Source organism: Micromonospora sp. NPDC002296, assembly GCF_040296145.1.
Lineage (GTDB): Bacteria > Actinomycetota > Actinomycetes > Mycobacteriales > Micromonosporaceae > Micromonospora.
The window spans coordinates 24,284-49,904 of sequence record NZ_JBEOWQ010000013.1; the positions used below are offsets into that span (position 1 = coordinate 24,284).

Below are 25,621 nucleotides of genomic sequence, written 5' to 3' on the forward strand. Positions count from 1 at the left end.
CCGGTCCGGCGCGCGGCCGTACCGCGGGCGTGGACCCGGGCGGCGGTCGGCGAGGGCCGGTGCGCCGCTGGCAGCTGGTCCGGGCCGGCACCGACGCGGTGCCGCCGTCCACCCGGCGGTTCATGGCCCGGGCCCGGCAGCGCCGGATGCGCGCGGCGCTGCCGTGGGCGGTGGCCGCCGGGGTGTTCGCCCTGGCCGCGCTGGTGGGCTGGACGGTCTTCGGCACCGGCCTGCTCGGGGTGCGCGAGGTCCGGGTGGAGGGGGCCGAACTGGTCAGCGCCGTGCAGGTCCGCGAGGCCGCCGCGGTGCCGGACGACTTCCCGCTGGCCCGGGTGGACCTGGCCGGCACCAGCCGGCGGATCGGCACGTTGGCCCCGGTGGAGCGGGCGACGGTCACCCGGGACTGGCCGGGCACGCTGGTGGTACGGGTGGTGGAGCGGACGCCCGTGGCGGCGGTGCCGCAGGGCGACGCGTTCGCGGTGGTCGACCGCTCCGGGGTGGTCTTCCGGTCCCTGCCCCGGCAGCCGGACGGCCTGCCGGTGGTGCGGGTCGGCCGGCCGGGACCGGAGGACCCCGGCACCCGGGCCGGGTTGGAGGTGCTGGCCGTGCTCACTCCCCAGCTTCGCGGGCAACTGGTGGAGGTGTCCGTGGAGGGGCTGGCCCGGATCAGCCTGCGGCTGCGCGGCGACCGGACCGTGGTCTGGGGGGACGCCACCCGGGGCGCGGACAAGGCCCGGGTGGCCACGGCCCTGCTCGGTCGTGAGGCCGACACCATCGACGTCAGCGCTCCGGACGTGGTCACCTTCAAGTGACCGGCCGGTCAGCGGTCCGGGGTCGCCGGTGGGCGGCGGAAGTGAGGCGTGGCCCTCTCCGGGCGGCGACACGCCGGGCGGGTCCTTGGCTCCGGGCGTGGGGCCGCTTACGTTGCCCCGAAGAGGATCAGTAGTTGACATAACTGTAAGCCTCTAGTAGAGGGTAAGGGTTCAGCTCGGCCTCGCAGGGACAAGCTGATGTCGACGCTGGTCTGGCCAAGCCGTGTGGGGTCGGCCCATGCCAATCTCGAAGGGAAAGGACCGGAGATGACACCTCCGCACAACTACCTGGCGGTCATCAAGGTCGTCGGCATCGGGGGTGGCGGCGTCAACGCCGTCAACCGGATGATCGAGGTTGGGCTCAAGGGCGTCGAGTTCATCGCGATCAACACCGACGCGCAGGCGCTGCTGATGAGCGACGCAGACGTGAAGCTGGACGTCGGCCGCGAGCTGACCCGCGGGCTCGGCGCGGGCGCCAACCCGGACGTGGGCAAGAACGCCGCCGAGGACCACCGCGACGAGATCGAGGAGGTCCTCAAGGGCGCCGACATGGTCTTCGTGACCTGCGGCGAGGGCGGCGGCACCGGCACCGGCGGAGCGCCGGTGGTGGCGAACATCGCCCGCAAGCTCGGCGCGCTGACCATCGGCGTGGTCACCCGGCCCTTCTCGTTCGAGGGCAAGCGCCGCCAGGTGCAGGCCGAGGCGGGAATAGACGAGCTGCGCAACCAGTGCGACACGCTGATCGTCATCCCGAACGACCGGCTGCTGGCGCTCGGCGACCGCAACATCAGCATGATGGACGCGTTCCGCACCGCCGACCAGGTGCTCCTCTCCGGTGTCCAGGGCATCACCGACCTGATCACCACTCCGGGTCTGATCAACCTGGACTTCGCCGACGTCAAGAGCGTGATGAGCGGCGCGGGCAGCGCCCTGATGGGCATCGGCAGCGCGCGGGGGGAGAACCGCGCGGTCGAGGCGGCCGAGGCAGCCATCTCCAGCCCGCTGCTCGAGCAGAGCATGGACGGCGCTCGTGGCGTGCTGCTCTCCATCGCCGGCGGCTCCGACCTGGGCCTGTTCGAGATCAACGACGCGGCCCAGCTGGTCACCGACGCGGCCCACCCGGACGCCAACATCATCTTCGGCGCGGTCATCGACGACGCGCTCGGCGACGAGGTGCGGGTCACCGTGATCGCCGCCGGCTTCGACGGCGGCACCCCGGCGTACAAGGCGGTCGAGCCGAGCCGCAAGTCCAACCAGAACCAGCCGACCCAGCCCACCCCGCCGGCCACGCCGCAGACCACCATGCCGGCGCCCACCCAGTCGCCGCGTCGCGTGCTCTTCGACGACGTGGACGTGCCGGACTTCCTCAAGAACGGATCCTGACCGGCGGCCATGACCGACGCGAAGCCGACCGTGCTCCCGGACCGCCAGGCCGAACTGGCGGCCGGGTTGGCTGAGGTCCAGGCCCGGATCGCCGACGCCTGCGCGGTCGCCGGGCGGGCCCGGTCCGAGGTCACCATGGTCGCGGTCACCAAGACGTACCCGGCCTCCGACGTGCTGGCCCTGGCCGGGCTCGGGGTGACCGAGGTGGGGGAGAACCGGGACCAGGAGGCGGCCGGCAAGGCCGCCGAGGTGGCCGCCGCCGGGGCGAGGCCGCGGTGGCACTTCATCGGGCAGTTGCAGCGCAACAAGTGCCGCTCGGTGGTCCGGTATGCCGACGTCGTCCAGTCGGTCGACAGCGCCCGGCTGGCCCGGGCGCTGGGCACCGCGGCGGTGGCCGGCCGGGATCGGCCCCTGGACGTGCTGATCCAGGTCAGCATCGACGGCGCCCCGGCCCGTGGCGGCGCGTTGCCGGGCTCCGCCGACCCGGACGCCGGCCTGCACCCGGTGGCCGAGGCGGTGGCCGGCACGGACGGGCTGCGGCTGGCCGGGCTGATGGCGGTGGCACCGCTGGGTTGGGAGCCGCAGCGGGCGTTCGCCCGGCTGGCCGAGGTGGCGCGGGAGTTCCGGGCCGCCCATCCGGAGGCGGTCATGCTTTCCGCCGGGATGAGCGGCGACCTGGAAACCGCGATCGGGTACGGCGCGACACATGTCCGCGTCGGCAGCGCGTTGCTCGGAATGCGTTCCACGCTGCGGTAGCCTGACCGCGAGAGAAGCAAATTACATCAGTGTTGTTTCAGGAGCGGCGTCCCGTTGTCAGGGGGCCGGGCCCGTGACCGCGAATCGCGGGCCGGGGATTGCCGCTCCGGTCCGGTGGGCACTTGTCCACCCGCGAGAAGCGACACGGCACGGGGGCGCGTGCCGCATGGCGGACGGAAGGGCGCGGGATGGGTGCACTGCGCAAGGCGGGGGTCTGGCTCGGTCTGGTCGAGGAGGACGACGAGCGGGCCTACGACGACGGTGGCTACGAAAAGGGTGGCTACCGCGAGTCGCGTTACCGGCAGGGCCGGTACGCGGAGGAGTTCGCCGACGACGATGACGACGAGGCCGACGAGCCGCCGGCCCCCCGGCCCCGGGCCGGGGAGCGGGGCCGGCTGACCGAACGCTCCGCGAGCCGCGCGCTGGACACCGACCGGGCCGAGTCCGACCGCCCGGAGCGGGTCGAGCGCGAGCGTGCCGACCGGTCCAGCGTCCGGTCGATCACCCGCAACTCCGCCGGCGACGGCTCGGGCACGTTGAGCTACCACACCCGGGAGAACCTGGCCCTGGCCCCGCAGGGGCAGGCCCGGGAGCGGGTGGCGCCGGTCGAGGAGGAGCAGCGGTACCAGATCACCACGCTGCACCCGACCACGTACCGTGAGGCCCGCACGATCGGGGAGCACTTCCGCGACGGCGTCCCGGTGATCATCAATCTCACCGAGATGGACGAGGCGGATGCCCGGCGACTGGTCGACTTCGCCGCCGGGTTGGCGTTCGGCCTGCGCGGTACGATCGAGCGCGTGACCAACCGGGTGTTCCTGCTCTCACCGGCCAACGTCCAGGTCACCGCAGAGGACAAGGCCAAGATTGCCGAGGGTGGGTTCTTCAGCCTGAGTTAGCCCCGGCCGACCGAGGGACGTCGCCTGCTGTGTTGTCGATCCTGCTGCAAGTCCTGTACCTGATTCTGTATGTCTTCCTGATCATTCTTCTGGCCCGGTTTGTCCTCAGCGCGGTGCTCGCCTACGGCCGCCGCTGGCAGCCTGGGCGGGGGGCGACGGCGGGACTGGAATCCGTGTGGAGCGTCACTGATCCGCCTCTCAAGGCGTTGAGGCGTGTGATCCCTCCGCTGCGAATTGGTACCGTGAGCATCGACCTGGCCTCCCTTGTGCTCCTGGTTATCCTGTTCGTGCTGATGGAGTTCGTGTTGAAGCGGCTGATCCTCGGGTGAAGACCCGCAGGCCCAGCCCGCTACGCGGCCGCAACTGACCCGAGGAGTTTCGATGCCGCTGACCCCGGCCGACGTACACAACGTCGCCTTCAAAAAGCCGCCGATCGGCAAGCGGGGGTACGACGAGGAGGAGGTCGACGCCTTCCTGGACGAGGTCGAGCGTGAGCTTGCCCGTCTGATCGAGGAGAACAACGAGCTGCGCGCCCAGGTGGAGCGTGGCGGCCGTGGCGGCGCTCCCGCCGGCCCCGGCGGTGACGCCCGGCTCGCCGCCGAGCTGAACGACGTCAAGGCCCAGCTCGACCGGGTGCAGCGCGACAAGGCGGCGGCCGAGCAGGCCGCCCGCGCGATGCAGGCCGAGCTGGAGCAGGTCCGCACCCAGGGCGGTCCTGCCGTGGCCGGCGACGGCGAGCAGCAGGCGCTGCGGGTGCTGATGATGGCCCAGCGCACCGCCGACGACCACGTCTCCGACGCCCGTCGGGAGGCCGACCAGCTGCTCTCCGAGGCCCGTTCGAACGCCGAGGAGGTCACCCGTGAGGCGCGCTCCAAGGCTGACGCCCTGGAGCGCGACGCCCGCCAGCGGCACCAGGAGGCCATGGGCGGCCTGGACGCCAAGCGCACCGCGCTGCAGAAGCACATCGAGGAGCTCAAGCAGTTCGAGCGGGAGTACCGCACCCGGCTCAAGGCGTACCTGGAGAGCCAGCTGCGCGACCTCGACGGCCGCGGTCAGGGCCTGGAGGCCGAGATGACCCGCGAGGGCAGCCGGGCCGTGGGCGGCAGCAACGGCCTCGCGGCAGCCGGCCTCGCCGGCTCGTACAGCGGCGGTCGCTCCGGCGCCCTGGAGTCGGGTCGCTGATTTCGGTACGGCGGTCGTCGTGGGGACGACCGCCGGCCACGCCCACCTGAATCCGACGCGGCGGGGGTGAGCCGTGATAGTCGTAAGCCTGTTGCTCATCCTCGTCGCCGTCGTGCTTCTGGTGGTCGGCCTCACCGGTGGCTCCAGCCTGCCGCTGGCCGCCTCCATCGCGGCCAGCCTGCTGGCCGCCGTCGCGTTGGTGGTCGGTGCCCGCCAGGCGGCCGCCACCCGGGCGGCAGCCGGGCGTTCCGACCCGGACCCCACCTGGTTCCGCCGGCGACCGGCCGGCGACGACCCGGAGGCCGAGGCCCACTTCGAGGCCGGGCCGGACATCCCGGCCCAACATGTTCCCTCGACGATCGATGCCGACGACACCGGGTGGCGGCAACCACCCGGGTCGTCGGCCGTCGTCGGGGAGGACCCGCACGCCGACGGGCAGCCGTACGCGGCCGAGGACCCGCACGACCCGCACGCCGACGGGCAGCCGTACGCCGGCGAGGACCCGTACGCCGGTCCGGCCGACCCGGACCAGGCCGCGGTGCCGCCGGACGAGCCGCCCGCGCTGCGGGTGTCCCCGTCGGACGCCGCGCTGGTCGCTCAGCTCGACGACGAGGTCCAGGTCGTCGACGGGCGGCCCCGCTATCACCTGGCCGACTGCCCGCACCTGCTCGGCCGTGTCGCCGAGCCGCTGCCGGTGGCCGAGGCCGTCGGGCTGGGTTTCACCCCGTGCGCCGGCTGCGCGCCGGACACCTTCCTGCTCGCTGACGCCCGGCCGCTCTGACGCCCCATGGAGGACACGCTCACCGTTGCCGTGCGGGTGAAGCCGGGAGCAGCCCGGGCCCGGGTCGGCGGCCGGCACGACGGCCCGCACGGGCCGGCCCTGGTGATCGCCGTGAACGCCCCGCCGGTCGACGGCCGGGCCACCGAGGCGGCTCGTCGGGCGCTGGCCGAGGCGCTCGGGGTCCGGCCGGCGGCCGTGTCGTTGCGGGCCGGCTCGGCCAGCCGGGACAAGCTCTTCCTCGTCGAGCGCCCGTCGCCGGAGCTGGCGCAGGCGCTGCGCCGGCTGCGCGACGGGGCCGACCGGTGACGGCTGCCCGTCCAGGGCCGGCATGACCCCCGGATTCGACCTCACGCTGTTGCTCGGCGCCGCGGTGCTGCTGGTGGCCGTCGGCGCGGTCCGCTTCTCCACCCGGCTGGGCGTGCCGAGCCTCCTGGTCTACCTCGCGCTCGGCGTGGCGATCGGCGAGTCCGGGTTGGGCATCCGGTTCGACGACGTCGAGCTGACCCGCACCCTCGGTTTCTGCGCCCTGGTCGTGATCATCGCCGAGGGCGGGCTGACCGCCCGGTGGAGCACCCTGCGACCGGTGCTCGGGCTGGCCGCGGTGCTGTCCACCGTCGGGGTGGTGGTGAGCATTCTGGTGGTCGGCCTGGCCGTGCATCTGCTGCTCGGGCTGGACTGGCGGCTGGCCATGCTCTACGGGGCGGTGCTCTCCTCGACCGATGCCGCCGCCGTCTTCGCCACCCTGCGCCGGCTGCGCCTGCCGCCCCGGCTGGTCGCCACCCTGGAGGCCGAGTCGGGGATGAACGACGCCCCGGTGGTGCTGCTGGTGGTGCTGCTGTCCCGTGCGGCCGCCGAGGCCGCCCACCCGTGGTGGTACGAGGGCCTGCTGCTCGGCTACGAGCTCAGCGTGGGCGTCGCGGTCGGGCTGGGCGTCGGGCTCGCCGGCCGGGTGGCGTTGCGCAAGGCGGCGCTGCCCTCGGCCGGGCTCTACCCGATCGCGGCGGTCGGCTTCACCGTGCTCGCGTACGCGGCGGGCGCGGTGCTGCACGCCTCCGGCTTCCTGGCCGTGTACGTCGCGGGGGTGCTGCTGGGCAATGCCCGGTTGCCGCATCGGCAGGCCATCCTCGGCTTCGCCGACGGGCTGGCCTGGCTGGCCCAGATCGGCTTGTTCGTCCTGCTCGGGCTGCTGGCCTCGCCGGGCCGGCTGGACGCGGCGCTGCTGCCGGCGATCGTCGCCGGGCTGGCGCTGGTGCTGGCCGCCCGGCCGCTGTCGGTGGCGGTGTCCGCCTGGCCGTTCCGGTTCGGCCTGCGCGACCAGGCGTTCCTGTCCTGGGCCGGGCTGCGCGGGGCGGTGCCGATCGTGTTGGCGACCATTCCGCTGTCGGAGCGGGTGCCGGGCGCGGAGCGGCTCTTCGACGCGGTCTTCGTGCTGGTGGTCATCTTCACCCTGCTCCAGGCGGGCACCCTCGCCCCGGCCGCCCGCCGGCTGGGCGTGACCGCTCCGGCCGAGCCGGCGGAGATCAGGGTGGAGACCGCCCCGCTGGAGCGGATGCGGGCGGACCTGCTCCAGGTGGAGGTGCCCCCGCAGTCGCGGCTGGCCGGGGTCCACCTGGACGAGCTGCGGCTGCCGGTGGGAGCCGCGGTGACCCTGGTGCTGCGTGACGGGGCGGGCTTCGTGCCCGGCCCGGACACCCGGCTGAAGACCGGCGACAGCCTGCTGATCGTGGCGACGTCGGGGGTGCGGGACGCCGCCGAGCGGCGGCTGCGCGCGGTCAGCCGCCGGGGACGCCTGGCCCGGTGGTTTGGCGAGTACGGCGAGGATCGCGATGGTTGATCTGCTAGCGTTCCTTTTGCCCATTTGAGGGCTTTTCGAGGCGGAATGGCGGGGCGGCGGGGCGGCACGTTGTCGGACGCCTGTACGTTCCGTATTCTTGCCAACCTCCGGAGTGCGCGGCGACTGTTGCCGTGCGCCCGTTTTGTTACCTGGGGGCGCCAGGCCGGCGACCCCTGTCCAGGGGCCGCGGCAGCGCCGCGGCGCCGCGGCGCTAGGGAGCGACGATGGCGAAGCCAGCCGACACCAGGACCGCCGGCCGTAAGCCGGTGGCCAAGGCCACCCGCAGCGCCGCGGAGACCGAGAAGATCCGGGCGGCCCTGGCGGCACGGCGGGACGAGTTGCGCGCCGAGTACGATCAGACGTTGAGCGAGATCACCGAGCTGCAGCGCGATCGGCTGACGGACTCGGCCGGGGACGACCAGGCCGACACCGGCACCAAGACGTTCGAGCGGGAGCAGGAGATCTCACTCGCCAACAGCATCCGGGAACGGATCACGCAGGTCGAGCGGGCGCTGGAGCGGCTCGACGAGGGCGGCTACGGCTGGTGCGAGCGGTGCGGCGACCCGATCCCGGTGGAGCGGCTCGCCGCCTTCCCGTCGGCGACGCTCTGCGTGAAGTGCAAGCAGCTGGAGGAGCGGCGCTGAACCCGCTCCCCGGCCGATCAGGACGGTGAGCGATCACCGCCGAGAGCGTCGATGGGGAGCAGATGACGGCTACACCGCCCGCCGGGTCCGAGACCGGCACCGCCGAGCCGGGCGGGGCCCCGCCCCCGGCCCGGCGCCGGGCGATCGTGATCCTCACCGCGGTCGCCCTGGTGGCGTTCCTGGCCGACCTGCTCACCAAGCACTTCGCCCTGCTCGCGCTCAGCGACAGGGAACCGGTGAAGCTGCTCGGCGGCGCGGTCTACCTCAGCCTCACCCGCAACAGCGGCGCGGCGTGGGGCATCGGCGGTGACCACACCTGGGTCTTCCCGCTGATCACCATCGGCGTGGTCGGCTGGATCGGGTGGATGGCCCTGCGGCTGCGTTCGCTGCCCTGGGCGGTTTCGCTCGGTCTGGTGCTCGGCGGGGCGCTGGGTAACCTGGGCGACCGGATCTTCCGGGCCCCCGGCCACTTCGTCGGCCACGTGGTCGACATGATCAGCCTCTTCGACCCGTACGGCCAGGTGTGGCCGGTGTTCAACCTGGCCGACAGCTCGCTGCTCTGCGGGGTGGTGCTGGCCGTGGTGCTGGAACTCACCGGGCGTCAGCGCGACGGCTCCCGGCTCGGCAGGGACAAGTCCGCCGACGCGGTCCCGGCCGGACAGCGGGAGCGGGCGTGACCGCGGCGTTCGCCGCGGGCGGCGACCAGCGTTCCCTGCCGGTGCCGGACGGCCTCGACGGCATGCGGCTCGACCAGGCCGTGTCCCGGCTCTTCGGGCTCTCCCGCACTGCCGCCGCGGCCCTGATCGACGCCGGTGACGCGCTGGTCGACGGCGTTGCCCGGTCCAACTCGCACAAGGTCAAGGCCGGCTCGTGGCTGGAGGTGACGCTGCCGGCCCCGGCCGCCCCGCCGACTGTGGTGCCGCAGACGGTTCCCGGCCTGCGGGTGGTGTACGCCGACGACGACATCGTGGTCGTGGACAAGCCGGTGGGCGTGGCGGCCCACCCCAGCCCCGGCTGGACCGGCCCGACCGTGATCGGCGGGCTGGCCGGCGTCGGGCACCGGATCTCCACCAGCGGCGCCGCCGAGCGGCAGGGCGTGGTGCACCGCCTCGATGTCGGAACCACCGGGATCATGGCGGTGGCCAAGAGCGAGCAGGCGTACACCGCGCTGAAGCGGGCCTTCAAGTACCGCGAGGTGGAGAAGCGTTACCACGCCGTGGTGCAGGGCCACCCGGACCCGCTGCGCGGCACCATCGACGCTCCGATCGACCGGCACCCGAACCACGACTACCGGTGGGCCGTGGTCTCCGACGGCAAGCCCAGCATCACCCATTACGACACGCTGGAGGCGTTCCCGGCGGCGAGCCTGCTGGACGTCCGGCTGGAGACCGGCCGGACCCACCAGATTCGGGTGCACTTCTCCGCCCTGCGCCACCCCTGCGTGGGCGACCTCACCTACGGCGCGGACCCGACGCTGTCCGCCCGGCTGGGCCTGGGTCGGCAGTGGCTGCACGCCCGGTCGCTGAGTTTCCTGCACCCGCGCACGGGCGACCAGGTGACCTTCGTCAGCGACTACCCGGCCGACCTGGAACGGGCGCTGGAGATCCTCCGCGACTGACCCGACGTCCCACCGAGACTCTTCCGCCGAGGGGGCCCGCGCGGTGCGCGCTACCGAACAACCGCGGTCCGGCCAGCCACCGTCGGGCCCGGACGACGGGCCGTCCGCCGCGACCGGCCCCGCCGCCGGTCGCGCCCCGGCCGGAGTGGCCCGCAGGCCCCGCCTGCTCACCTCGGCCGCGCTGCTGGCGGTGGCGGCGGTGCTGCTCACCGCCGGGTGGGCGAGCCGCCAGGACCGGCCGGCGGGCGACCGCACGGTGGGCGAGGTGACCCGGGTCGGAATCGCCTCCGGCGACCCGATCCCCGGGTACCTGCGCGCCGCCGCGGCCGAGCTGGCGGCCCTGCCGGCCGCCGGGTCGCCGGCCGGAACGTACGCGCTGGTGTCGTTCTCGGCGTACGTCGCCCCGGGCGGGCTGGCGGCGCCGCTCGACGGCGTGTCCGTCGCGGAGGTGGTGGCCCGGGCGCCGCTGCCCGGCCGGCAGAGCGAGATCGTCCGGCTGCCGGTCGGGTCGCTGCCGCAGGACGTGACCGCCGGGATGGCCGGGGTGGCCGCCCGCAAGGACCGCGAGGCCGCCGACCAGCGGGCCCGGGCCGCCGGTGCCGCCGACCCCGAGCTGCGCCGGAGGTACGAGACCGGGGCGCAGGTCGCGGCGGACGAGGCGGCGGCGTACCGGGCGGGGTGCGCCTGCGTGTACGCGGCGGTGGTGCGGGGCGTGCCGGAGGCGCTGCGCGCGCTGGCCGGTCGGCCGCGGGTCCGGTCCGTCGAGCCGGCCCCGGAGCTGCGCCGGTTGGACCGTACGGTGGTCACCCCGCCGCTGCCCGAACAGCGCGACGTGGCCCGCCCGCCGGCCGATACCGGGCCGGTGCCGGGGGTGGGCGAAACGTCGGAAGCGGCACCGAAGGTCGTGGTGTCGTCACCGCCTGTGGGCCCGGCGTCGGCCGGGGAGGTCGCGCCGAAGGCCGCGACCTCGCCGTACGCGGCCGACGGCGGCCCGGAGGCGGTGCCCCGGTGACAAAGACGGACCAGAATGTGCGCAGACCGGTGTGGTCCGAATAGGGTTTCGTTCGTAGCCTGTCAGGCGGAGATCGATGGCGCTGGGAGGGCGAGCCTTGGACGGCACGGAGACCGGCTGGGGTCGACCGGCCGAGCCAGCACCGCGGTGGCGGGCGCTGCTCGACCGGGCCCGCCACGGCGGTCGTACCGCGGAGCAGGCCGAGGCCGACCATCGTGCCGAGGAGGCGTCCCGGGTGGCCCCCGAGTCGTTGCCCCGGCGCGCGTCGGGCAACGGCTACGCCGGGCGGGCGGCGATCGGCCGCTCCGCCGAGCCGTCGTACGGCGCGGAGCCCGGCCACCCGGCCGAGCCGCCCCACGGGAGCTACCGGGCCGGGGCGAGCTACCGGGTGGACCCGGCCTACCGGATCGACCCGTCCTACCTGCCCGAGTCGACGTACCAGGCGGAGCCGTCCTACCAGCCCGGGCCGGCGTACCAGTCCGAGCCCGGCTATCCGGTCGAGCCGGTGTACCCGGTCGAGCCGGCGTGGCGGGCCGAGCCGGCCCGCCACGAGCCGGTCCACCCGGAGCCGGAGCCGGTGCACCGCGCCGACCTCGCCCCGCCCGCCCAGTCCCGGTACGCGATGCTGGACAACGGCTACCGGTCCGAGCCGTCACCGGTCGAGTCGCGGTACGCGCTGCTGGACAACGGCGGGTACCGGCCCGAGCCGACGTACCAGCCTCCGGTCGAGCCGACCTACCAGCCGCAGATTGAGCCGGTCTACCCGGTCGAGCCGGTGTACCAGCCTCCGGTCGAGCCGGTCTACCCGGTCGAGCCGGTGTACCAGCCCCCGGTCGAGCCGACCTACCCGGTCGAGCCGGTGTACCAGCCTCCGGTCGAGCCGGCCTACCAGCCCGGCCCGCCGGCCGTGGTGGACCGGGGCTACCCGGCCCGGATCGAGTGGCGACCGCAGAGCCCGGAGAGCGAGCTGGAGCGGTCTGCCGGGGTGCTCCGCCGCGAGCTGGGCACCTCCCGGGTGCTCGCGTTCGCCAACCCCAAGGGCGGGGTGCACAAGACCACCGCCACGGTGCTGGCCGCCGCCACCGTCGGCAGCGTGCGGGGCCGGGGCGTGCTCGCGTGGGACGACAACGAGCTGCGTGGCACCCTCGGGCTGCGCGCCGGCAGCGCCCGGCACGCCCGGACCATCCGGCACCTGATCGGCGACCTCGCCCAGATCGAGATCCGCGAGGGTGCCGAACTGCTGGGGAGTCTGGACGACTACCTGCGGCACGCCTCCGACGGCTCGTACGACGTGCTGGCCGGCGAGGAGAGCCCCCGGTTCGCCCAGCGGCTGGACCAGTTCACCGTCAAGCGGGTGCTGGAGCTGCTGCGCCGAACCCACGACGTGGTCTGCGTGGACACCGGCAACAACGTGGAGAGCCCGAACTGGCGCACGGTGATGCAGGCCGCCGACCAGTTGGTGGTCACCACCGTGCCCCGGGAGGACGCCGCGTTCAGCGCGGACTGGATGCTCGACCTGCTGCACGAGGTGGGCATGGGCGAGCTGGCCGAGAACGCGGTCACCCTGATCTCCTGCCCGACGCCCGGCCGCTCGCCGCTGCAGGACGACCTGGAGCGGCACTTCGCCACCCGGACGAGGGCCGTGGCCGTGGTGCCGTACGACCCGGCGCTGGAGACCGGGTCCTCGATCGAGTACCACCAGCTCCAGCCGGAGACCCGCCAGGCCTGGCTGCGCGCCGCGTCGACCATGCTCGAACCCTTCGCCGGCTGAGACCGTCCGGCGGCACCGACGCCCCGGGGGTGGGTCCGGTCTGGAAGGATCAACCGGTGAGCCCGGACACCTCCGATTCCGACCGCCCCCTGCCCCCGCCCGCCGCGTCGGGCGGGCCCGAGCCCGGGGCGCAGCCCCGGCCGGTGGCGGGCCCGGAGGCCCCTGGCTGGTCCGCCGGCCTGCCGGTGCCGGCGGGCACCCCCGCCGCCGCGCCCGGCGCGGACCCGCTCGCCTGGCCGGCCCCCGACCCCGGGGCGTCCGGACCGGCGGCTCCCGACGCCGGCTACGTCCCGTACCCCGCCGTCGACCGGCCAGCGCGTCGTCCGGGCCGGTCGGTCGCGGTGGCGCTCGGCGCGGCGGCGGCGCTGGCCGCGCTGGGCGTTCCGCTGGGGCTTCTCTGGGCGGCCGTCGCGCCCGACACCCCGGTGGTCAAGACCGCTGCGGGTGCCGTCTACGCCCAGCCGCAGCCGGAGCAACCGATCGCCGCGGACGGCTGGTTCAGCATGCTGGGGCTCGGGTTCGGCGTGCTCGCCGCGCTGGCCCTGTGGGTGCTGCTGCGCCGCAGCCGCGGCCCCGCCGGGCTGCTCGCCGGCGTGCTCGGCGGGCTCGCGGCGGCGCCGGTGGCCTGGCAGGTCGGCCGCCGGATCGGCCTGTCGACGTACGACCGTCTGCTGGCCGACGCCCCGGCGGGGCAGGCGTTCACCAAGCCCGCCGACCTGCGCGCCGGGGGCGTGCACTGGTTCCTCGACGTGTTCCCGGTGCCGTACGGCAACCTGCTGCTGCCGGCGTTCGGCGCGGCCGTGACGTACACCCTGCTGGCCGGCTGGTCCCGCTGGCCGTCGCTGCGCCGGGAGCCGACGCCCGACCTGGCCTGGGTCCCGGCTGCCCCGCCCGACGGCTTCCCTGCCGTCCCGCCGGGGGTCAGTTCGGGGCCGGAGGGCTCGCCAGCTCCGACAGCGGCACCGGAACCGCCCGCACCTGGCGCAGCAGAGCCGCCTCGCGGTTGAGCAGCCGCAGCTCGGCGCGGAGCCGGGCGGTCGTGTCGTCGATGGCGAGCAGCCGCTGCCGGTCGTCCACGGTCAGCATGGCCGTCGCGGCGACCAGATGGGACAGGACGGTGGGGTCCTCCGGGAGCTGTTCGGAGATCTCCTCCGGGTCGGGGCGGATCAGCCCGAGGTACTGCCGGAACACCGAGATCACCCGGGCCGCCAGCAGGTCGCTGCCCTCGTCCGGGCCGCCCGGCTCCGGCAGCCACTCCACCTCGGCGGTCAGGTACGGCTCGGCACGCTCGTCGACCTCGGTGAGGCGGAACCGCCGTCGTCCCACCGTGACGATGTCGAACCCGCCGTCGGCCAGCTCGGTCACCTGACGCACCTCGGCGGTGCAGCCCACCTCGTGCAGCGTGACGTCCCCGACGCCGGGGACGGGTCGCTGCGTGGGCCCGGGGGCCACCTCCCAGCCGGCCCGGATCGCCACCACCCCGAACTCGCGGGGCGTGCCGTCGGGCAGGCCCACCAGATGGCGCACCAGGGCCCGGTAGCGCTCCTCGAAGATGTGCAGGGGCAGCACCAGACCGGGGAAGAGCACCGTCCCGAGGGGGAAGATCGGCAACCGTGCAGTCACGTGGTCGAGCCTAGCCCGCCCGCGCCGCGACGGCGTGGCTCGGCTCACCGTCCCGGCCTGCGGGCGGCGCGGGCCTGCGCCGGGCGGTCCGCCTAGACTCGCAGGGGTGTTGAATCGGATCGACCTGCGCGGCGGCGTCCGGGACCCCCGCCGCCTGCTGCCCCGTGCCCAGCTCGACGTCTCCGTGGCCGTCGAGCGGATCCGTCCGCTCGTGGAGGCGGTCCGGGAGCATGGGTACCCGGCGATCCGGGAGGCGAGCGAGCGGTTCGACGGCGTCTCGCCGGAGCGGCTGCGGGTCCCCGCCGAGGCGATCGCCGAGGCCGAGGGGACGCTCGACCCGCAGGTCCGCGCCGCGCTGTCGGAGTCGATCAGCCGCGCCCGGAAGGTGCACGCCGACCAGCGGCGCACCGACCACACCACGCAGGTGGTGCCGGGCGGCACGGTAACCGAGCGCTGGGTGCCGGTGGACCGGGTCGGCCTGTACGTTCCCGGCGGCCTGGCGATGTACCCGTCGACCGTGGTGATGAACGTGGTCCCCGCCCAGGCGGCCGGAGTCCGTTCCCTGGTGGTGGCCAGCCCTCCGCAGCAGGACAACGGTGGTCTGCCCGACGCCCGGGTCCTCGCGGCCTGCGCGCTGCTCGGCGTCGACGAGGTGTACGCCGTCGGCGGCGCCCAGGCGGTGGCCATGCTCGCGTACGGCTCGGCGGTCGACCCGGCCGGCGCGGAGCGCTGCGACCCGGTCGACATGATCACCGGCCCGGGCAACATCTGGGTGACCGCCGCGAAGCGGCTGCTGCGCGGGGTGGTGGGCATCGACGCCGAGGCCGGCCCGACCGAGATCGCCATCCTCGCCGACGACACGGCCGACCCGGCGCACGTCGCCGCCGACCTGGTCAGCCAGGCCGAGCACGACCCCCTCGCGGCCAGCGTGCTGGTCACCCCGTCGCCCGCGCTGGTCGAGGCGGTCGAGCGGGAGCTGGCCCGACAGGTGCCCGCGACCAAGCACGCCGAGCGGGTCACCACCGCGCTCACCGGTGAGCAGAGCGGCGTGGTCCTCGTCGACGACCTGGAGGCCGGCCTGCGGGTGGTCGACGCGTACGCCGCCGAGCACCTGGAGATCCAGACCGAGAACGCCCGCGAGTGGGCGCTGCGGGTGCGCAACGCCGGGGCGATCTTCGTCGGCGCCTGGTCGCCGGTGTCGCTGGGCGACTACTGCGCCGGCTCCAACCATGTGCTGCCCACCGGCGGCTGCGCCCGGCACTCCTCGGGCCTGTCGGTGCAGTCCTTCCTGCGCGGCGTCCACCTCGTGGAGTACACCGAGCAGGCGCTGCGCGAGGTGGCCCCCCACGTGGTCACCCTGGCCGGGGTGGAGAACCTGCCGGCCCACGGCCAGGCGGTCAGCGTGCGTTTCCCGGGGGAGGCCCCGTGAGCGAGCGGGGCGGGGTGCCGGGCGTGAGCGCCATCGACGACCTGCCGATCCGCGACGATCTGCGCGGGCTGTCCCCGTACGGGGCGCCGCAGCTCGACGTGCCGGTGCGGCTGAACACCAACGAGAACTCCTACCCGGTGCCCGAGCCGGTGGTCGACGCGATCGGCAAGGCCCTCGCGGCGGAGCTGCGGGACCTCAACCGGTACCCGGACCGGGACGCCGTGGCGCTGCGCGCCGACCTGGCGGCGTACCTGGGCCACGGGCTCACCGTCGAGCAGGTGTGGGCGGCCAACGGCTCCAACGAGATCCAGCAGCAGCTGCTCCAGGCGTTCGGCGGTCCGGGGCGCAGCGCGCTCGGCTTCGCCCCGGCGTACTCGATGCATCCGCTGCTGGCCCTGGGCACCGGCACCCGCTGGGTGCCGGCCCGGCGTGGGGCGGACTTCGGGCTGACCGCCGACGAGGCGGTGGCCCAGGTCCGCGAGCACCGCCCCGACGTGGTCTTCCTCTGCTCGCCGAACAACCCCACCGGCACCGCGCTGGACCCGGCGGTGGTCGCCGCGGTGCTGGCGGAGGCCCCCGGCATGGTGGTGGTCGACGAGGCGTACGCCGAGTTCGCCCGTCCCGGCACGGTCAGCGCCCTCGCGGTGCTGCCCGGCCACCCGAGGCTGGTGGTGACCCGGACGATGAGCAAGGCGTTCGGCTTCGCCGGCGGCCGGCTCGGCTACCTGGCCGCCGACCCGGCCGTGGTGGCCGCGGTGCAACTCGTCCGGCTGCCGTACCACCTCTCCGCGCTCACCCAGGCCGCCGCCCGGGCGGCGCTGGCGCACCGCGACGCCCTGCTCGGCACGGTCGAGGCGATCATGGGGCAGCGGGACCGGATCGTCGCCGAGCTGCGCGCCCGGGGTCACCGGGTGGCCGACAGCGACGCCAACTTCGTGCTCTTCGCCGTGGGCGGCGACCAGGCGGTGGCCTGGCACACCCTGCTCGACGCCGGCGTGCTGGTCCGCGACGTCGGGCTGCCCGGCTGGCTGCGGGTCACCGCCGGCACCCCCGCCGAGACCGACGCCTTCCTCACCGCGATGGAGAGACTTCAATGAGCCGTACCGCCCGGGTGGAGCGGATCACCAAGGAGACCAAGGTGCTCGTCGAGATCGACCTCGACGGCACCGGAGCGGCCGAGATCGGCACCGGGGTCGGCTTCTACGACCACATGCTGCACCAGATCGCCCGGCACGGCGGCTTCGACCTGACCGTGCGCACCGTCGGCGACCTGGAGATCGACGCCCATCACACGATGGAGGACACGGCGCTCGCCCTGGGCGCCGCGTTCGACGAGGCGCTGGGGGACAAGGCCGGCATCCGGCGGTACGGCTCGGCCACCGTCCCGATGGACGAGGTCCTGGTCCGGGCCGCCGTCGACCTGTCCGGCCGCCCGTACGTGGTGCACGACGAGCCGCCGCTCGCGCCGTACATCGGGCCGGTCTACCCGACCAGCATGACCCGGCACATCTGGGAGTCCTTCGGCCAGGCTGCCCGGATCACCCTGCACGTGGACGTGCTGCGGGCGGCCCGCCCCGGCGGCCACCCGGACGCCCACCACGTGGTGGAGGCCCAGTTCAAGGCGGTCTCCCGTGCCCTGCGCGAGGCCACCGCCATCGATCCGCGCTCGGCCGGCGCGATCCCCAGCACGAAGGGCGCGCTGTGAGGCCGGGCGCGCGGAAGGGACGATCCTGATGGGGTCCGTGTTGCCGTCGCTGCTGTTGATCCTCGCCGGGGTGCTGGTCGGCGGGGCGTGGTCGCTGCACCGCCAGGGCGCGCCGCGTAGCGCGGTGGTGATCACCGCACTGCTCGCGGTGCTGGCCACCATCGGCGGGGTGCTCTGGCTGCTGCCCGGGGAGGGCTGATGAGCGAGCGTAGTGAGCGGATCGTGGTGCTCGACTACGGCTCGGGCAACCTGCGCTCGGCCGAGCGGGCCCTGGAACGGGCCGGCGCGCACGTCACGGTGACCGACGACCTGACCGCCGCCGCCGAGGCCGAGGGCCTGGTCGTCCCGGGCGTCGGCGCGTTCGCCGCCTGCATGGCCGGGATCGAGGCGATCGGCGCGGGCCCGGTGATCGCCGAACGGGTCGCGGCCGGCCGTCCGGTGCTGGGCATCTGCGTCGGCATGCAGGTGCTCTTCGAGCACGGGGACGAGCACGGGGTGGTCACCAAGGGGCTCGGGCTGCTGCCCGGCGCGGTGACGCGGCTTGCCGCCGCCCGGCTGCCGCACATGGGCTGGAACACCGTGCACGCCCCGGCGTCGTCGACGCTCTTCGCCGGCCTGCCGGCGGACAGCCGTTTCTACTTCGTCCACTCCTACGGGGTGACCGACCCGGCGGCGCTGGCCGCGGCGGGGGCGACGGTGACCACCGCGCACCACGAGACGGACTTCGTGGCCGCGGTCGAGCGCGGCGCGCTGTCGGCAGCCCAGTTCCATCCGGAGAAGTCGGCCGACACCGGCGCTGCGCTGCTGCGCAACTGGCTGGCCACCGTGACCGTCGGTGGCTGAGCGGGTCACCGGGCCGGGCCGTGCCGCCGCGGTCCGGCCGCCCGTCGGCCCGGCGACGCCGGGCCGGGGCGTCCGATGAGCAAGGAGCGCGCCCGCCGTCGGGAGGCCCGCGAGGCCCAGTTGGAGCGGGAGCGGTCCGTCCGCCGCCGCCGGGTGGCCCGCCGGGAGCGCCGCCGCGCGGTGGTACGCCGGCTGCTGCCCCGCTGGTCGCGCCGTCGTTCGGGCCGGCTGGCCCGGCACACCCGGGGCGAGCGGGCCGCGATCGTGGGGTTGACCGGGGTGGCGGTGCTCGGCATCTGGAGTTTCGTCGACGACCTGGCGCTGCGGCTGGTGCTGGTCGTGTTGTTGCTGCTGGTCCTGCCGGCGGCCGTGGTGATTGCCCTGGGCCGCCGGTCCTGATCCACCGTGTTCCCGATCCGAGGAGAAAAGCGTTGAGCCTCACCCTGTTGCCCGCCGTGGACGTCGCCGACGGCCAGGCCGTCCGGCTCGTGCAGGGCGCCGCCGGCAGCGAGACCACCTACGGCGACCCGTTGGAGGCGGCGTTGGCCTGGCAGCACGACGGCGCGGAGTGGATCCACCTGGTGGACCTGGACGCCGCGTTCGGCCGTGGCTCCAACGCGGCCCTGCTGGCCGAGGTGGTCCGCCGGCTCGACGTCAAGGTGGAACTGTCGGGCGGCATCCGGGACGACGAGTCGCTGCGGGCCGCCCTGGGCACCGGCGCGGCCCGGGTCAACATCGGCACGGCCGCGCTGGAGGACCCGCAGTGGTGCGACCGGGTCTGCGGCGAGTACGGCGATCGGGTCGCCATCGGGCTGGACGTGCGGGGTCGTACCCTGTCGGCGCGCGGCTGGACCCGCGACGGCGGCGACCTGTTCGAGGTGCTGGAACGGCTCGACAAGGCCGGCGCCGCCCGGTACGTGGTGACCGACATCACCAAGGACGGCACCATGCGAGGGCCGAACCTGGACCTGCTGCGCGAGGTGTGCTCCCGCACCGCCGCCCCGGTGATCGCCTCCGGCGGCGTCTCGGCGCTGGACGACCTGCGGGCCCTGGCGACCCTGGAGCCGGTGGGCGTGGAGGGTGTGATCGCCGGCAAGGCGCTGTACGCGGGCGCGTTCACCGTGCGACAGGCCCTCGACGTGCTGGCCGCCGCGTGACCGTCACCCGACTCGGCTCGGGCGGCCCCTGGGAGCAGCTCTACGGCTACTCCCGGGTGGTCCGGGCCGGCGACCGGGCCGTGACGGCCGGCTGCACCGCCACGGTCGACGGGCACGTCGTGCACGTGGGGGATGCCGCGGCGCAGACCGCCCAGGCGTTGCGGATCGGCCTGGCGGCCCTGGCCGAGGTCGGCGCGGGGCCCGGGGACGTGGTGCGCACCCGGATGTACGTGACCGACCGCGCGTACGCCGACGAGGTGGGCCGGGCCCACAACGCGGTGTTCGGCGCGGTCCGTCCGGTGGCGACCCTGGTCGTGGTGGCCGCCCTGCTGGACCCGGACCACCTGGTCGAGGTGGAGCTGGAGGCGTACCTCGGCGACCGCTGACCGCCCCGCCTAGCCCCGGCCTGCCCCGCCCCGCCTCGGCGAGGGCGGGGTGAGGCGGGCCACCGTCCGGCCAGATCGGTTGTGCACAACTTAATTGCCCGCTACCTTTCTGGGGTGACCGATGATCTGGTGTTGCGCCGGCAGGTGTGCTTCGCGCTGTACGCGGCGTCGCGCGCCCTGACCGACGTCTACCGGCCGATCCTCGACGCGTTCGGGCTGACCTACCCGCAGTACCTGGTGCTGCTGGTGCTCTGGGAGCGCGACGACGCCCCCACGGTCTCCGAGCTGGGCGCCGCGCTGCGGCTGGACTCCGGCACCCTCTCCCCGCTGCTCAAGCGGCTGGAGGCGGCGGGCCTGCTGGTCCGGTCCCGCTCGGCGCGCGACGAGCGCCGGGTGGAGGTGCGCCTGACCGGCGACGGCGGGGCGCTGCGCGAGCGTATGTGCGACGTCCCGCTGCGGGTGGCCCTCGCCACCGGCCTCAGCGAGGGCGAGCTGGTCGCGCTGCGCGACACCCTCACCCGGGTCACCGAGACGATCCACCGACAGAAGGAGCAGTGACATGAAGGTCCTCTACACCGCCGACGCCCGCGCCACCGGCGACGGCCGCGACGGCCGCGTCCGCACCTCCGACGGCACGTTCGAGCTGGACCTCGCGGTGCCGAAGGAGATGGGCGGGGCCGGCGGCGCCGCGAACCCGGAGCAGCTCTTCGCCGCCGGGTACGCCGCCTGCTTCCACTCGGCGCTGCGCCTGGTCGCCCGCGGGGCGAAGGCCGACGTCACCGGCTCCGTGGTCGACGCCGAGGTGGGCATCGGCCCGAACGGCAACGGCGGGTACGGGCTGACCGTGGCCCTCGTGGTGGACCTGCCGGCCGTGCCCCGGGAGGCCGCCGAGCAACTCGTCGCCCAGGCCCACCAGGTCTGCCCCTACTCGAACGCGACCCGTGGCAACGTCGAGGTCGCGCTCACCGTCCGCGAGGCCCTGGCCGCCTGACACCTCGCGCGGCGCAGCCCGACCAGCGACCGAAGGGACGACACCGTGACCGTCAACCGTGAGATTCACCTGGCCTCCCGCCCGCAGGGCTGGCCGACCGCCGAGAACTTCCGCCTCGTGGAGACCGAGGTGCCCACCCCCGGGCCCGGCCAACTCGTGGTGCGCAACCAGTTCATGTCCGTCGACCCGTACATGCGGGGGCGGATGGACGACGTCAAGTCGTACGTGCCGCCGTTCGCCCTCGACGCCCCGCTCGACGGCGGCGCGCTCGGCGAGGTGGTGGCCGGCGAGGCCGACGGGATCGCCCCGGGCGACACGGTCCTGCACGGCCTCGGCTGGCGGGAGTACGCCCTGGTCGACGCCCGTGGCGCCCGCAAGGTCGACCCGGACCTGGCCCCGGTGAGCGCGTACCTGGGCGTGCTCGGCATGACCGGGCTGACCGCGTACGCGGGGCTGCTCGACGTGGCCGCGATGAAGCCGGGCGAGACCGTCTTCGTCTCGGGCGCGGCCGGAGCGGTGGGCAGCATGGTCGGCCAGATCGCCAAGCTCAGGGGCGCCGGCCGGGTGGTCGGCAGCGCCGGCTCGGCGGCCAAGGTCGAGCGGCTGGAGGAACTGGGCTTCGACGCCGCGTTCGACTACCACGACGGCCCGGTGCGCGACTCGCTCAGGGCCGCCGCGCCGGACGGGATCGACGTCTACTTCGACAACGTCGGCGGGGACCACCTGGAGGCGGCCATCGGTGCGATGCGGCTGCACGGCCGGGCCGCGATCTGCGGGATGATCGCCCAGTACAACGACAGTGAACCGCCGGCGGCCCCGCGCAACCTGGCGCTGGTCATCGGCAAGCGGCTCACCCTGCGCGGCTTCCTGGTCGGCGACCACGGCCACCTGCGCGGCCGGTTCGTCCAGGAGGTCGCCGGCTGGCTGCGCGAGGGAAAGCTCTCGTACGACGAGACGGTCGTCGACGGCATCACCCGCGCCCCGGAGGCCTTCCTCGGTCTGCTCCGCGGCGAGAACCTCGGCAAGATGCTCGTCCGGCTGTAGACCCCCGCCCCTCCCGCCCCGCCGTTGCGGTGCGGGAGGCGGGCGCGGGCGGTCCCGGAGGGGCGGGCGGGGAGAGGATAGGCTTCGCGGCATGACGGTGGCGGTACGGGTCATCCCGTGTCTGGACGTGGACGCCGGGCGGGTGGTCAAGGGGGTCAACTTCCTCGACCTGCGCGACGCCGGTGATCCGGTGGAACTGGCGGCGGCGTACGACCGGGCGGGCGCGGACGAGCTGACCTTCCTGGACGTGACCGCCTCCTCCGGCGAGCGGGGCACCATGCTCGACGTAGTGCGGCGCACCGCCGAGTCGATCTTCATCCCGCTCACCGTGGGCGGCGGCGTCCGGCAGGTCGCCGACGTCGACATCCTGCTGCGTGCCGGCGCCGACAAGGTGGGGGTGAACACCGCCGCCATCGCCCGCCCGGAGCTGATCGCGGAGATCGCCGACCGGTTCGGCCGGCAGGTGCTGGTGCTCTCCCTCGACGTGCGCAGGGCGCCGGCCGGGGTCACCCCGAGCGGCTTCGAGGTGACCACCCACGGTGGTCGCCGGGGCACCGGGATCGACGCCGTCCGATGGGCGCGGCGCGGCGCCGAGCTGGGCGCGGGGGAGATCCTGCTCAACTCGATGGACGCCGACGGCACGAAGGCCGGCTTCGACCTGGAGCTGATCGGCGAGGTCCGCCGGGTCGTCGACGTGCCCGTGGTGGCCAGCGGCGGCGCGGGCGAGATCGCCCACTTCCCGCCGGCGATCGCCGCCGGGGCGGACGCGGTGCTCGCGGCCAGCGTCTTCCACTTCGGCGAGCTGACCGTCGGCGAGGTCAAGGGCGTGCTGCGCGGCTCGGGTCACCCCGTCCGCTGACGCCGGCCGCCCCGCCTGCGGGCCGGTGCCGAAGCGGGGCCGGGCTCAGCCCCGGCCGGAGTGGCCCTCGGGGGAGCGGCGCGGGGCCGGGATCGACCGGACCACGTACTCCTGCACGGCGGCGGCGTGCTCCTCCTTCTCCAGCGTCCAGTCGGCGCTGCCGGGGGTGTGCCGCCGGCACAGCACGCCCTGCACGGTGTCCACGGCGGTGGACAGGCCGGCGCTCGGTCGGGTGCGCCACAGCCGCTCCCCGTCGGCGGTGAGCCGGAACCAGCCGTCCGAGACACTGACCAGGCCGGCGCCGACGAGCCGTCGGACCGCCGTCTCCACCTCGTGCCGTTCGGGGATGGCGTGGTTGAGGTGGTCGGCTGTGGAGAGCACGTCAGTGAGCCGGACGCCCTCCGGCCGTCGGGTGGACGCCGATCGGCGGTGCCGCCCCGCGCCGTTCGCGATCACCAGTGAAACAAAGATCCAGGCGTCGGCCCAAAGCCATCCGTTCTCCCCCATGCAGGAATGATGCCGTGCGCCGCCGAGCAAGGAAACACCCACTTTTCCCGGCCCGGCATTTCCGCAGCTCAGCGCGGTCGGCCGCAGTCCGCCGCCGGTGCTTCGACCACATTATGGCCGTCCGGCTCCGGGCCGGCCGCGATCCGGCCCCCCGACTCCTGTCCGGCGGGCTCCCGGGGCGGCAGGTCCACCATGAAGAGGGGCAGGAAGAACTGGGCCAGCGGCCCGATGGTGAGCGCGTAGGCGACCGTGCCGACACCGACGGTGCCGCCGAGCAGCCAGCCCAGGGCCAGCACGGTGATCTCGATGACGGTGCGCACCAGCCGGACGGACCGTCCGGGCCGGCGGGCCACGTACCCGGTCATCAGGCCGTCTCGGGGGCCCGGGCCGAGCCGCGCGCCGAGGTAGAGGGCGGTGGCGGCGCCGTTGGCGACGATCCCGGCGACCAGCAGCGCCGCCCGTGCCGCGAGCGGGCCGCCGCCGGGCAGCAGGGCCAGGGTGGCGTCCACCACCAGCCCGATCACCAGCACGTTGCTCACCGTGCCCAGGCCGGGACGCTGCCGCAGCGGGATCCACAGCAGCAGCACCAGCGCGCCGACCGCGATGGTGACGGTGCCGAACGACAGCCCGGTGAGCCGGGACAGCCCCTGGTGGAACACGTCCCAGGGATCGAGGCCGAGCCCGGAGCGGATCATCAGCGCCATGCTGAGGCCGTAGAGGAGCAGGCCCGCGTAGAGCTGGGTCAGCCGCCGGACCGGCCGCTGCCGGAGATTGCCAATCGGTGCCATGCGTGCCACCCTAGGGTCCAATCGGTGCGGCTTAAGGAGCCAATATCGGGAGGGTGGCCATGACAAGCCAGGTGCGTGGCAGCCAATTGGCCCGACTGCTCGGGCAGTGGCATGCCCTGCCGGGCCGCCGCCGCAGCCCGGACTACGCGGCGCTCGCCGCCGCCGTCCGAGGGCTGCTCGCCGACGGCCGCCTGCCCCTGGGGGTGCGCCTGCCCGCCGAGCGGGAGCTGGCCGAGGCGCTGCGGATCAGCCGGACCACGGTCACCGCCGCGTACCGGCTGCTGCGGGAGACCGGCCACCTGGCCAGCCGGCGGGGCGCGGGGAGCTGGACCATGCTCCCGGGCACCCACCAGGTCGCCAGCACCGGGCTGTGGACCCCGCAGGACGACCGGGACATGATCGACCTCGGGATGGCCGCGCTGGCCGCCCCGGCGGAGCTGATGCCCGCCGCCCGCGCCGCCGCCGAGGACCTGCCCCGCTACCTGGGCGGCGCCGGCTACCACCCGACCGGCATCATCGAGCTGCGCGAGGCCGTGGCCGCCGGGTACACCGACCGGGGCCTGCCCACCTCGCCCGACCAGATCATGGTCACCAGCGGCACCCAGCACGCGCTGGACCTGGTGCTGCGGCTGGCCCTGGCCCCCGGCGGCAGCGTGCTGGTCGAGTCGCCGACCTACCCGAACGCCCTCGCCGCGCTGGCCGCCCGGCGGGCCCGGATCACCACCCACGGGCTGGCCATCGACGGCGCCGGGTGGGACGCCGACCTGCTGCTGGGCAGCCTGCGCCAGGGGCGGCCGAAGCTGGCGTACCTGATCCCGGAGTTCCAGAACCCGACCGGGCACCTGATGCCCACCGAGCTGCGCGAGCGGGTGGTCGGCGCGGCCCACGCCGCCGGCACCGACCTGGTCATCGACGAGTCGTTCGTGGACCTGCCACTGGACGGCACCCCGCTGCCGCCGCCGGTCGCCACCTTCGACCGGCACTCCCGGGTGATCTCCATCGGCGGGATGAGCAAGCCGTACTGGGGCGGCCTGCGCATCGGCTGGGTGCGCGCCTCCGCGCCCCAGGTGCAGCGGCTGGCCGCCGCCCGGGTCGGGGTGGACATGGCCGGCCCGGTGCTGGACCAGCTGGTAGCGGTCCACCTGTTGGCCGACGCGTCGACCATCGTGGCCGCCCGGCGGGTGCAGCTCGCCGCCCAGCGCGACGCGCTGACCGGCGCGCTCGCGCAGCGGCTGCCCGACTGGCGGGTCACCGTCCCGCGCGGCGGGGTGACGCTCTGGGCCGAGCTGGACGGGCCGATCTCCAGCGCGCTCGCCCGGGCCGCCGAGGAGGTCGGCGTACGGCTGGCCCCCGGCCCCCGGTTCGGCCTGGACGGGACGCTGGAGCGGTTCCTGCGGCTGCCGTTCACCCTGCCGGCCGCGGACCTGGTCGACGCCGTGGGGCGGCTCGCCGCGGTCCGGTACGACCTGGACCGCGGCGGTCGGCCGCGGTGGCGGGAGCCGGCCGTCATCGCCTGAGCGGCGCGCCGCCGCCCGGACGACGTCCCGGCCGGGGCGCGGCCGGCACCCGATGCGGCGATCGCGGGGTGGGGCGGAGC

At 74.8% G+C, this 25,621-nt stretch carries 31 protein-coding genes; 28 read left to right on the plus strand and 3 right to left on the minus strand.

Annotated features, from left to right (window positions below; genetic code table 11):
* Positions 1–29: 29 nt before the first annotated feature.
* The 15 genes from ABT023_RS13180 to ABT023_RS13250 all read left to right on the plus strand — a co-directional run bounded on the left by ABT023_RS13180 (position 30) and on the right by ABT023_RS13250 (position 13,699).
* Positions 30–812, plus strand: coding sequence for a cell division protein FtsQ/DivIB (locus tag ABT023_RS13180; protein WP_350885139.1), 783 nt, complete (start codon positions 30–32; stop codon positions 810–812).
* 267 nt (positions 813–1,079) lie between these two features.
* Positions 1,080–2,195, plus strand: coding sequence for a cell division protein FtsZ (gene ftsZ / locus ABT023_RS13185; RefSeq protein ID WP_350884911.1), 1,116 nt, complete (start codon positions 1,080–1,082; stop codon positions 2,193–2,195).
* A gap of 9 nt (positions 2,196–2,204) precedes the next feature.
* Positions 2,205–2,951 (plus strand): YggS family pyridoxal phosphate-dependent enzyme, encoded by a 747-nt coding sequence (locus tag ABT023_RS13190; protein ID WP_350884914.1) that lies wholly within the window; start codon positions 2,205–2,207, stop codon positions 2,949–2,951.
* Between the two features lie 188 nt (positions 2,952–3,139).
* Entirely contained in the window at positions 3,140–3,850 is a 711-nt protein-coding gene (locus ABT023_RS13195; protein ID WP_350884917.1) for a cell division protein SepF, read from the plus strand.
* A 29-nt stretch (positions 3,851–3,879) separates the two neighbouring features.
* Complete coding sequence (locus ABT023_RS13200) at positions 3,880–4,179, plus strand: YggT family protein (protein WP_117668870.1); 300 nt, start codon at positions 3,880–3,882, stop codon at positions 4,177–4,179.
* Between the two features lie 52 nt (positions 4,180–4,231).
* Positions 4,232–5,032 (plus strand): DivIVA domain-containing protein, encoded by an 801-nt coding sequence (locus ABT023_RS13205; protein ID WP_350884920.1) that lies wholly within the window; start codon positions 4,232–4,234, stop codon positions 5,030–5,032.
* 73 nt (positions 5,033–5,105) lie between these two features.
* Positions 5,106–5,813 (plus strand): hypothetical protein, encoded by a 708-nt coding sequence (locus ABT023_RS13210; RefSeq protein WP_350884922.1) that lies wholly within the window; start codon positions 5,106–5,108, stop codon positions 5,811–5,813.
* Between the two features lie 6 nt (positions 5,814–5,819).
* A complete protein-coding gene (locus tag ABT023_RS13215) occupies positions 5,820–6,119 on the plus strand; it encodes a DUF167 domain-containing protein (RefSeq protein ID WP_350884924.1) in 300 nt (99 codons plus the stop codon).
* A 22-nt stretch (positions 6,120–6,141) separates the two neighbouring features.
* Positions 6,142–7,647, plus strand: a complete 1,506-nt coding sequence (locus ABT023_RS13220) for a potassium/proton antiporter (RefSeq protein ID WP_350884926.1) — start codon at positions 6,142–6,144, stop codon at positions 7,645–7,647.
* A 224-nt stretch (positions 7,648–7,871) separates the two neighbouring features.
* On the plus strand, positions 7,872–8,291 hold the full coding sequence (locus tag ABT023_RS13225) for a TraR/DksA family transcriptional regulator (RefSeq protein ID WP_088972347.1): 420 nt from the start codon (positions 7,872–7,874) through the stop codon (positions 8,289–8,291).
* Between the two features lie 62 nt (positions 8,292–8,353).
* The gene (gene lspA, locus ABT023_RS13230; RefSeq protein ID WP_350884928.1) at positions 8,354–8,968 is read left to right on the plus strand and encodes a signal peptidase II; all 615 of its coding nucleotides are present in this window, start codon (positions 8,354–8,356) and stop codon (positions 8,966–8,968) included.
* On the plus strand, positions 8,965–9,909 hold the full coding sequence (locus ABT023_RS13235; protein ID WP_350884930.1) for an RluA family pseudouridine synthase: 945 nt from the start codon (positions 8,965–8,967) through the stop codon (positions 9,907–9,909). The genes lspA and ABT023_RS13235 overlap by 4 nt, the downstream gene beginning before the upstream one ends.
* Positions 9,910–9,952: 43 nt before the next feature.
* The gene (locus ABT023_RS13240; RefSeq protein ID WP_350884933.1) at positions 9,953–10,921 is read left to right on the plus strand and encodes a hypothetical protein; all 969 of its coding nucleotides are present in this window, start codon (positions 9,953–9,955) and stop codon (positions 10,919–10,921) included.
* A 97-nt stretch (positions 10,922–11,018) separates the two neighbouring features.
* Positions 11,019–12,692: a MinD/ParA family ATP-binding protein gene (locus tag ABT023_RS13245; RefSeq protein ID WP_502890664.1), complete on the plus strand. Its 1,674-nt coding sequence runs from the start codon at positions 11,019–11,021 to the stop codon at positions 12,690–12,692.
* Between the two features lie 56 nt (positions 12,693–12,748).
* Complete coding sequence (locus ABT023_RS13250) at positions 12,749–13,699, plus strand: DUF2567 domain-containing protein (RefSeq protein ID WP_350884937.1); 951 nt, start codon at positions 12,749–12,751, stop codon at positions 13,697–13,699.
* On the opposite strand, the gene ABT023_RS13255 is transcribed toward ABT023_RS13250, so the two are convergent.
* Complete coding sequence (locus tag ABT023_RS13255; protein WP_350884939.1) at positions 13,614–14,315, minus strand: LON peptidase substrate-binding domain-containing protein; 702 nt, start codon at positions 14,313–14,315, stop codon at positions 13,614–13,616. The genes ABT023_RS13250 and ABT023_RS13255 overlap by 86 nt on opposite strands.
* Positions 14,316–14,421: 106 nt before the next feature.
* Between ABT023_RS13255 and hisD the strand changes: the two genes are divergently transcribed.
* The 12 genes from hisD (at position 14,422) to hisF (ending at position 22,729) form a co-directional block, all read left to right on the plus strand.
* Positions 14,422–15,744, plus strand: coding sequence for a histidinol dehydrogenase (hisD, locus tag ABT023_RS13260; RefSeq protein WP_350884941.1), 1,323 nt, complete (start codon positions 14,422–14,424; stop codon positions 15,742–15,744).
* A gap of 23 nt (positions 15,745–15,767) precedes the next feature.
* Positions 15,768–16,841, plus strand: coding sequence for a histidinol-phosphate transaminase (locus ABT023_RS13265; protein ID WP_350885141.1), 1,074 nt, complete (start codon positions 15,768–15,770; stop codon positions 16,839–16,841).
* Positions 16,838–17,449, plus strand: a complete 612-nt coding sequence (gene hisB, locus ABT023_RS13270) for an imidazoleglycerol-phosphate dehydratase HisB (protein ID WP_350884943.1) — start codon at positions 16,838–16,840, stop codon at positions 17,447–17,449. The genes ABT023_RS13265 and hisB overlap by 4 nt, the downstream gene beginning before the upstream one ends.
* 28 nt (positions 17,450–17,477) lie before the next feature.
* A complete protein-coding gene (locus ABT023_RS13275) occupies positions 17,478–17,648 on the plus strand; it encodes a CG2302 family histidine operon protein (protein WP_350884945.1) in 171 nt (56 codons plus the stop codon).
* Positions 17,648–18,292: an imidazole glycerol phosphate synthase subunit HisH gene (hisH, locus tag ABT023_RS13280; protein ID WP_350884947.1), complete on the plus strand. Its 645-nt coding sequence runs from the start codon at positions 17,648–17,650 to the stop codon at positions 18,290–18,292. The genes ABT023_RS13275 and hisH overlap by 1 nt, the downstream gene beginning before the upstream one ends.
* A 75-nt stretch (positions 18,293–18,367) precedes the next feature.
* Positions 18,368–18,691 carry a hypothetical protein gene (locus tag ABT023_RS13285; RefSeq protein WP_350884949.1) on the plus strand — a complete coding sequence of 108 codons (324 nt, stop codon included), beginning with the start codon at positions 18,368–18,370 and terminating at the stop codon, positions 18,689–18,691.
* 32 nt (positions 18,692–18,723) lie between these two features.
* The gene (gene priA / locus ABT023_RS13290; protein WP_350884951.1) at positions 18,724–19,449 is read left to right on the plus strand and encodes a bifunctional 1-(5-phosphoribosyl)-5-((5-phosphoribosylamino)methylideneamino)imidazole-4-carboxamide isomerase/phosphoribosylanthranilate isomerase PriA; all 726 of its coding nucleotides are present in this window, start codon (positions 18,724–18,726) and stop codon (positions 19,447–19,449) included.
* Entirely contained in the window at positions 19,446–19,835 is a 390-nt protein-coding gene (locus ABT023_RS13295) for a RidA family protein (protein ID WP_350884953.1), read from the plus strand. Before priA ends, ABT023_RS13295 begins: the two co-directional genes overlap by 4 nt.
* 114 nt (positions 19,836–19,949) lie before the next feature.
* Complete coding sequence (locus ABT023_RS13300; protein ID WP_350884955.1) at positions 19,950–20,393, plus strand: MarR family winged helix-turn-helix transcriptional regulator; 444 nt, start codon at positions 19,950–19,952, stop codon at positions 20,391–20,393.
* 1 nt (position 20,394) lies between these two features.
* Complete coding sequence (locus ABT023_RS13305; RefSeq protein WP_350884958.1) at positions 20,395–20,826, plus strand: organic hydroperoxide resistance protein; 432 nt, start codon at positions 20,395–20,397, stop codon at positions 20,824–20,826.
* A 45-nt stretch (positions 20,827–20,871) separates the two neighbouring features.
* Complete coding sequence (locus ABT023_RS13310; protein WP_350884961.1) at positions 20,872–21,870, plus strand: NADP-dependent oxidoreductase; 999 nt, start codon at positions 20,872–20,874, stop codon at positions 21,868–21,870.
* 91 nt (positions 21,871–21,961) lie between these two features.
* Complete coding sequence (hisF, locus tag ABT023_RS13315; RefSeq protein WP_350884964.1) at positions 21,962–22,729, plus strand: imidazole glycerol phosphate synthase subunit HisF; 768 nt, start codon at positions 21,962–21,964, stop codon at positions 22,727–22,729.
* A gap of 45 nt (positions 22,730–22,774) precedes the next feature.
* Here hisF and ABT023_RS13320 read toward each other — a convergent pair whose 3' ends face one another.
* Positions 22,775–23,236, minus strand: coding sequence for a hypothetical protein (locus ABT023_RS13320; protein WP_350884967.1), 462 nt, complete (start codon positions 23,234–23,236; stop codon positions 22,775–22,777).
* Between the two features lie 68 nt (positions 23,237–23,304).
* The gene (yczE, locus tag ABT023_RS13325) at positions 23,305–24,024 is read right to left on the minus strand and encodes a membrane protein YczE (protein ID WP_350884970.1); all 720 of its coding nucleotides are present in this window, start codon (positions 24,022–24,024) and stop codon (positions 23,305–23,307) included.
* 59 nt (positions 24,025–24,083) lie between these two features.
* Between yczE and yczR the strand changes: the two genes are divergently transcribed.
* On the plus strand, positions 24,084–25,541 hold the full coding sequence (gene yczR / locus ABT023_RS13330; protein ID WP_350884973.1) for a MocR-like transcription factor YczR: 1,458 nt from the start codon (positions 24,084–24,086) through the stop codon (positions 25,539–25,541).
* Positions 25,542–25,621 lie beyond the last annotated feature (80 nt).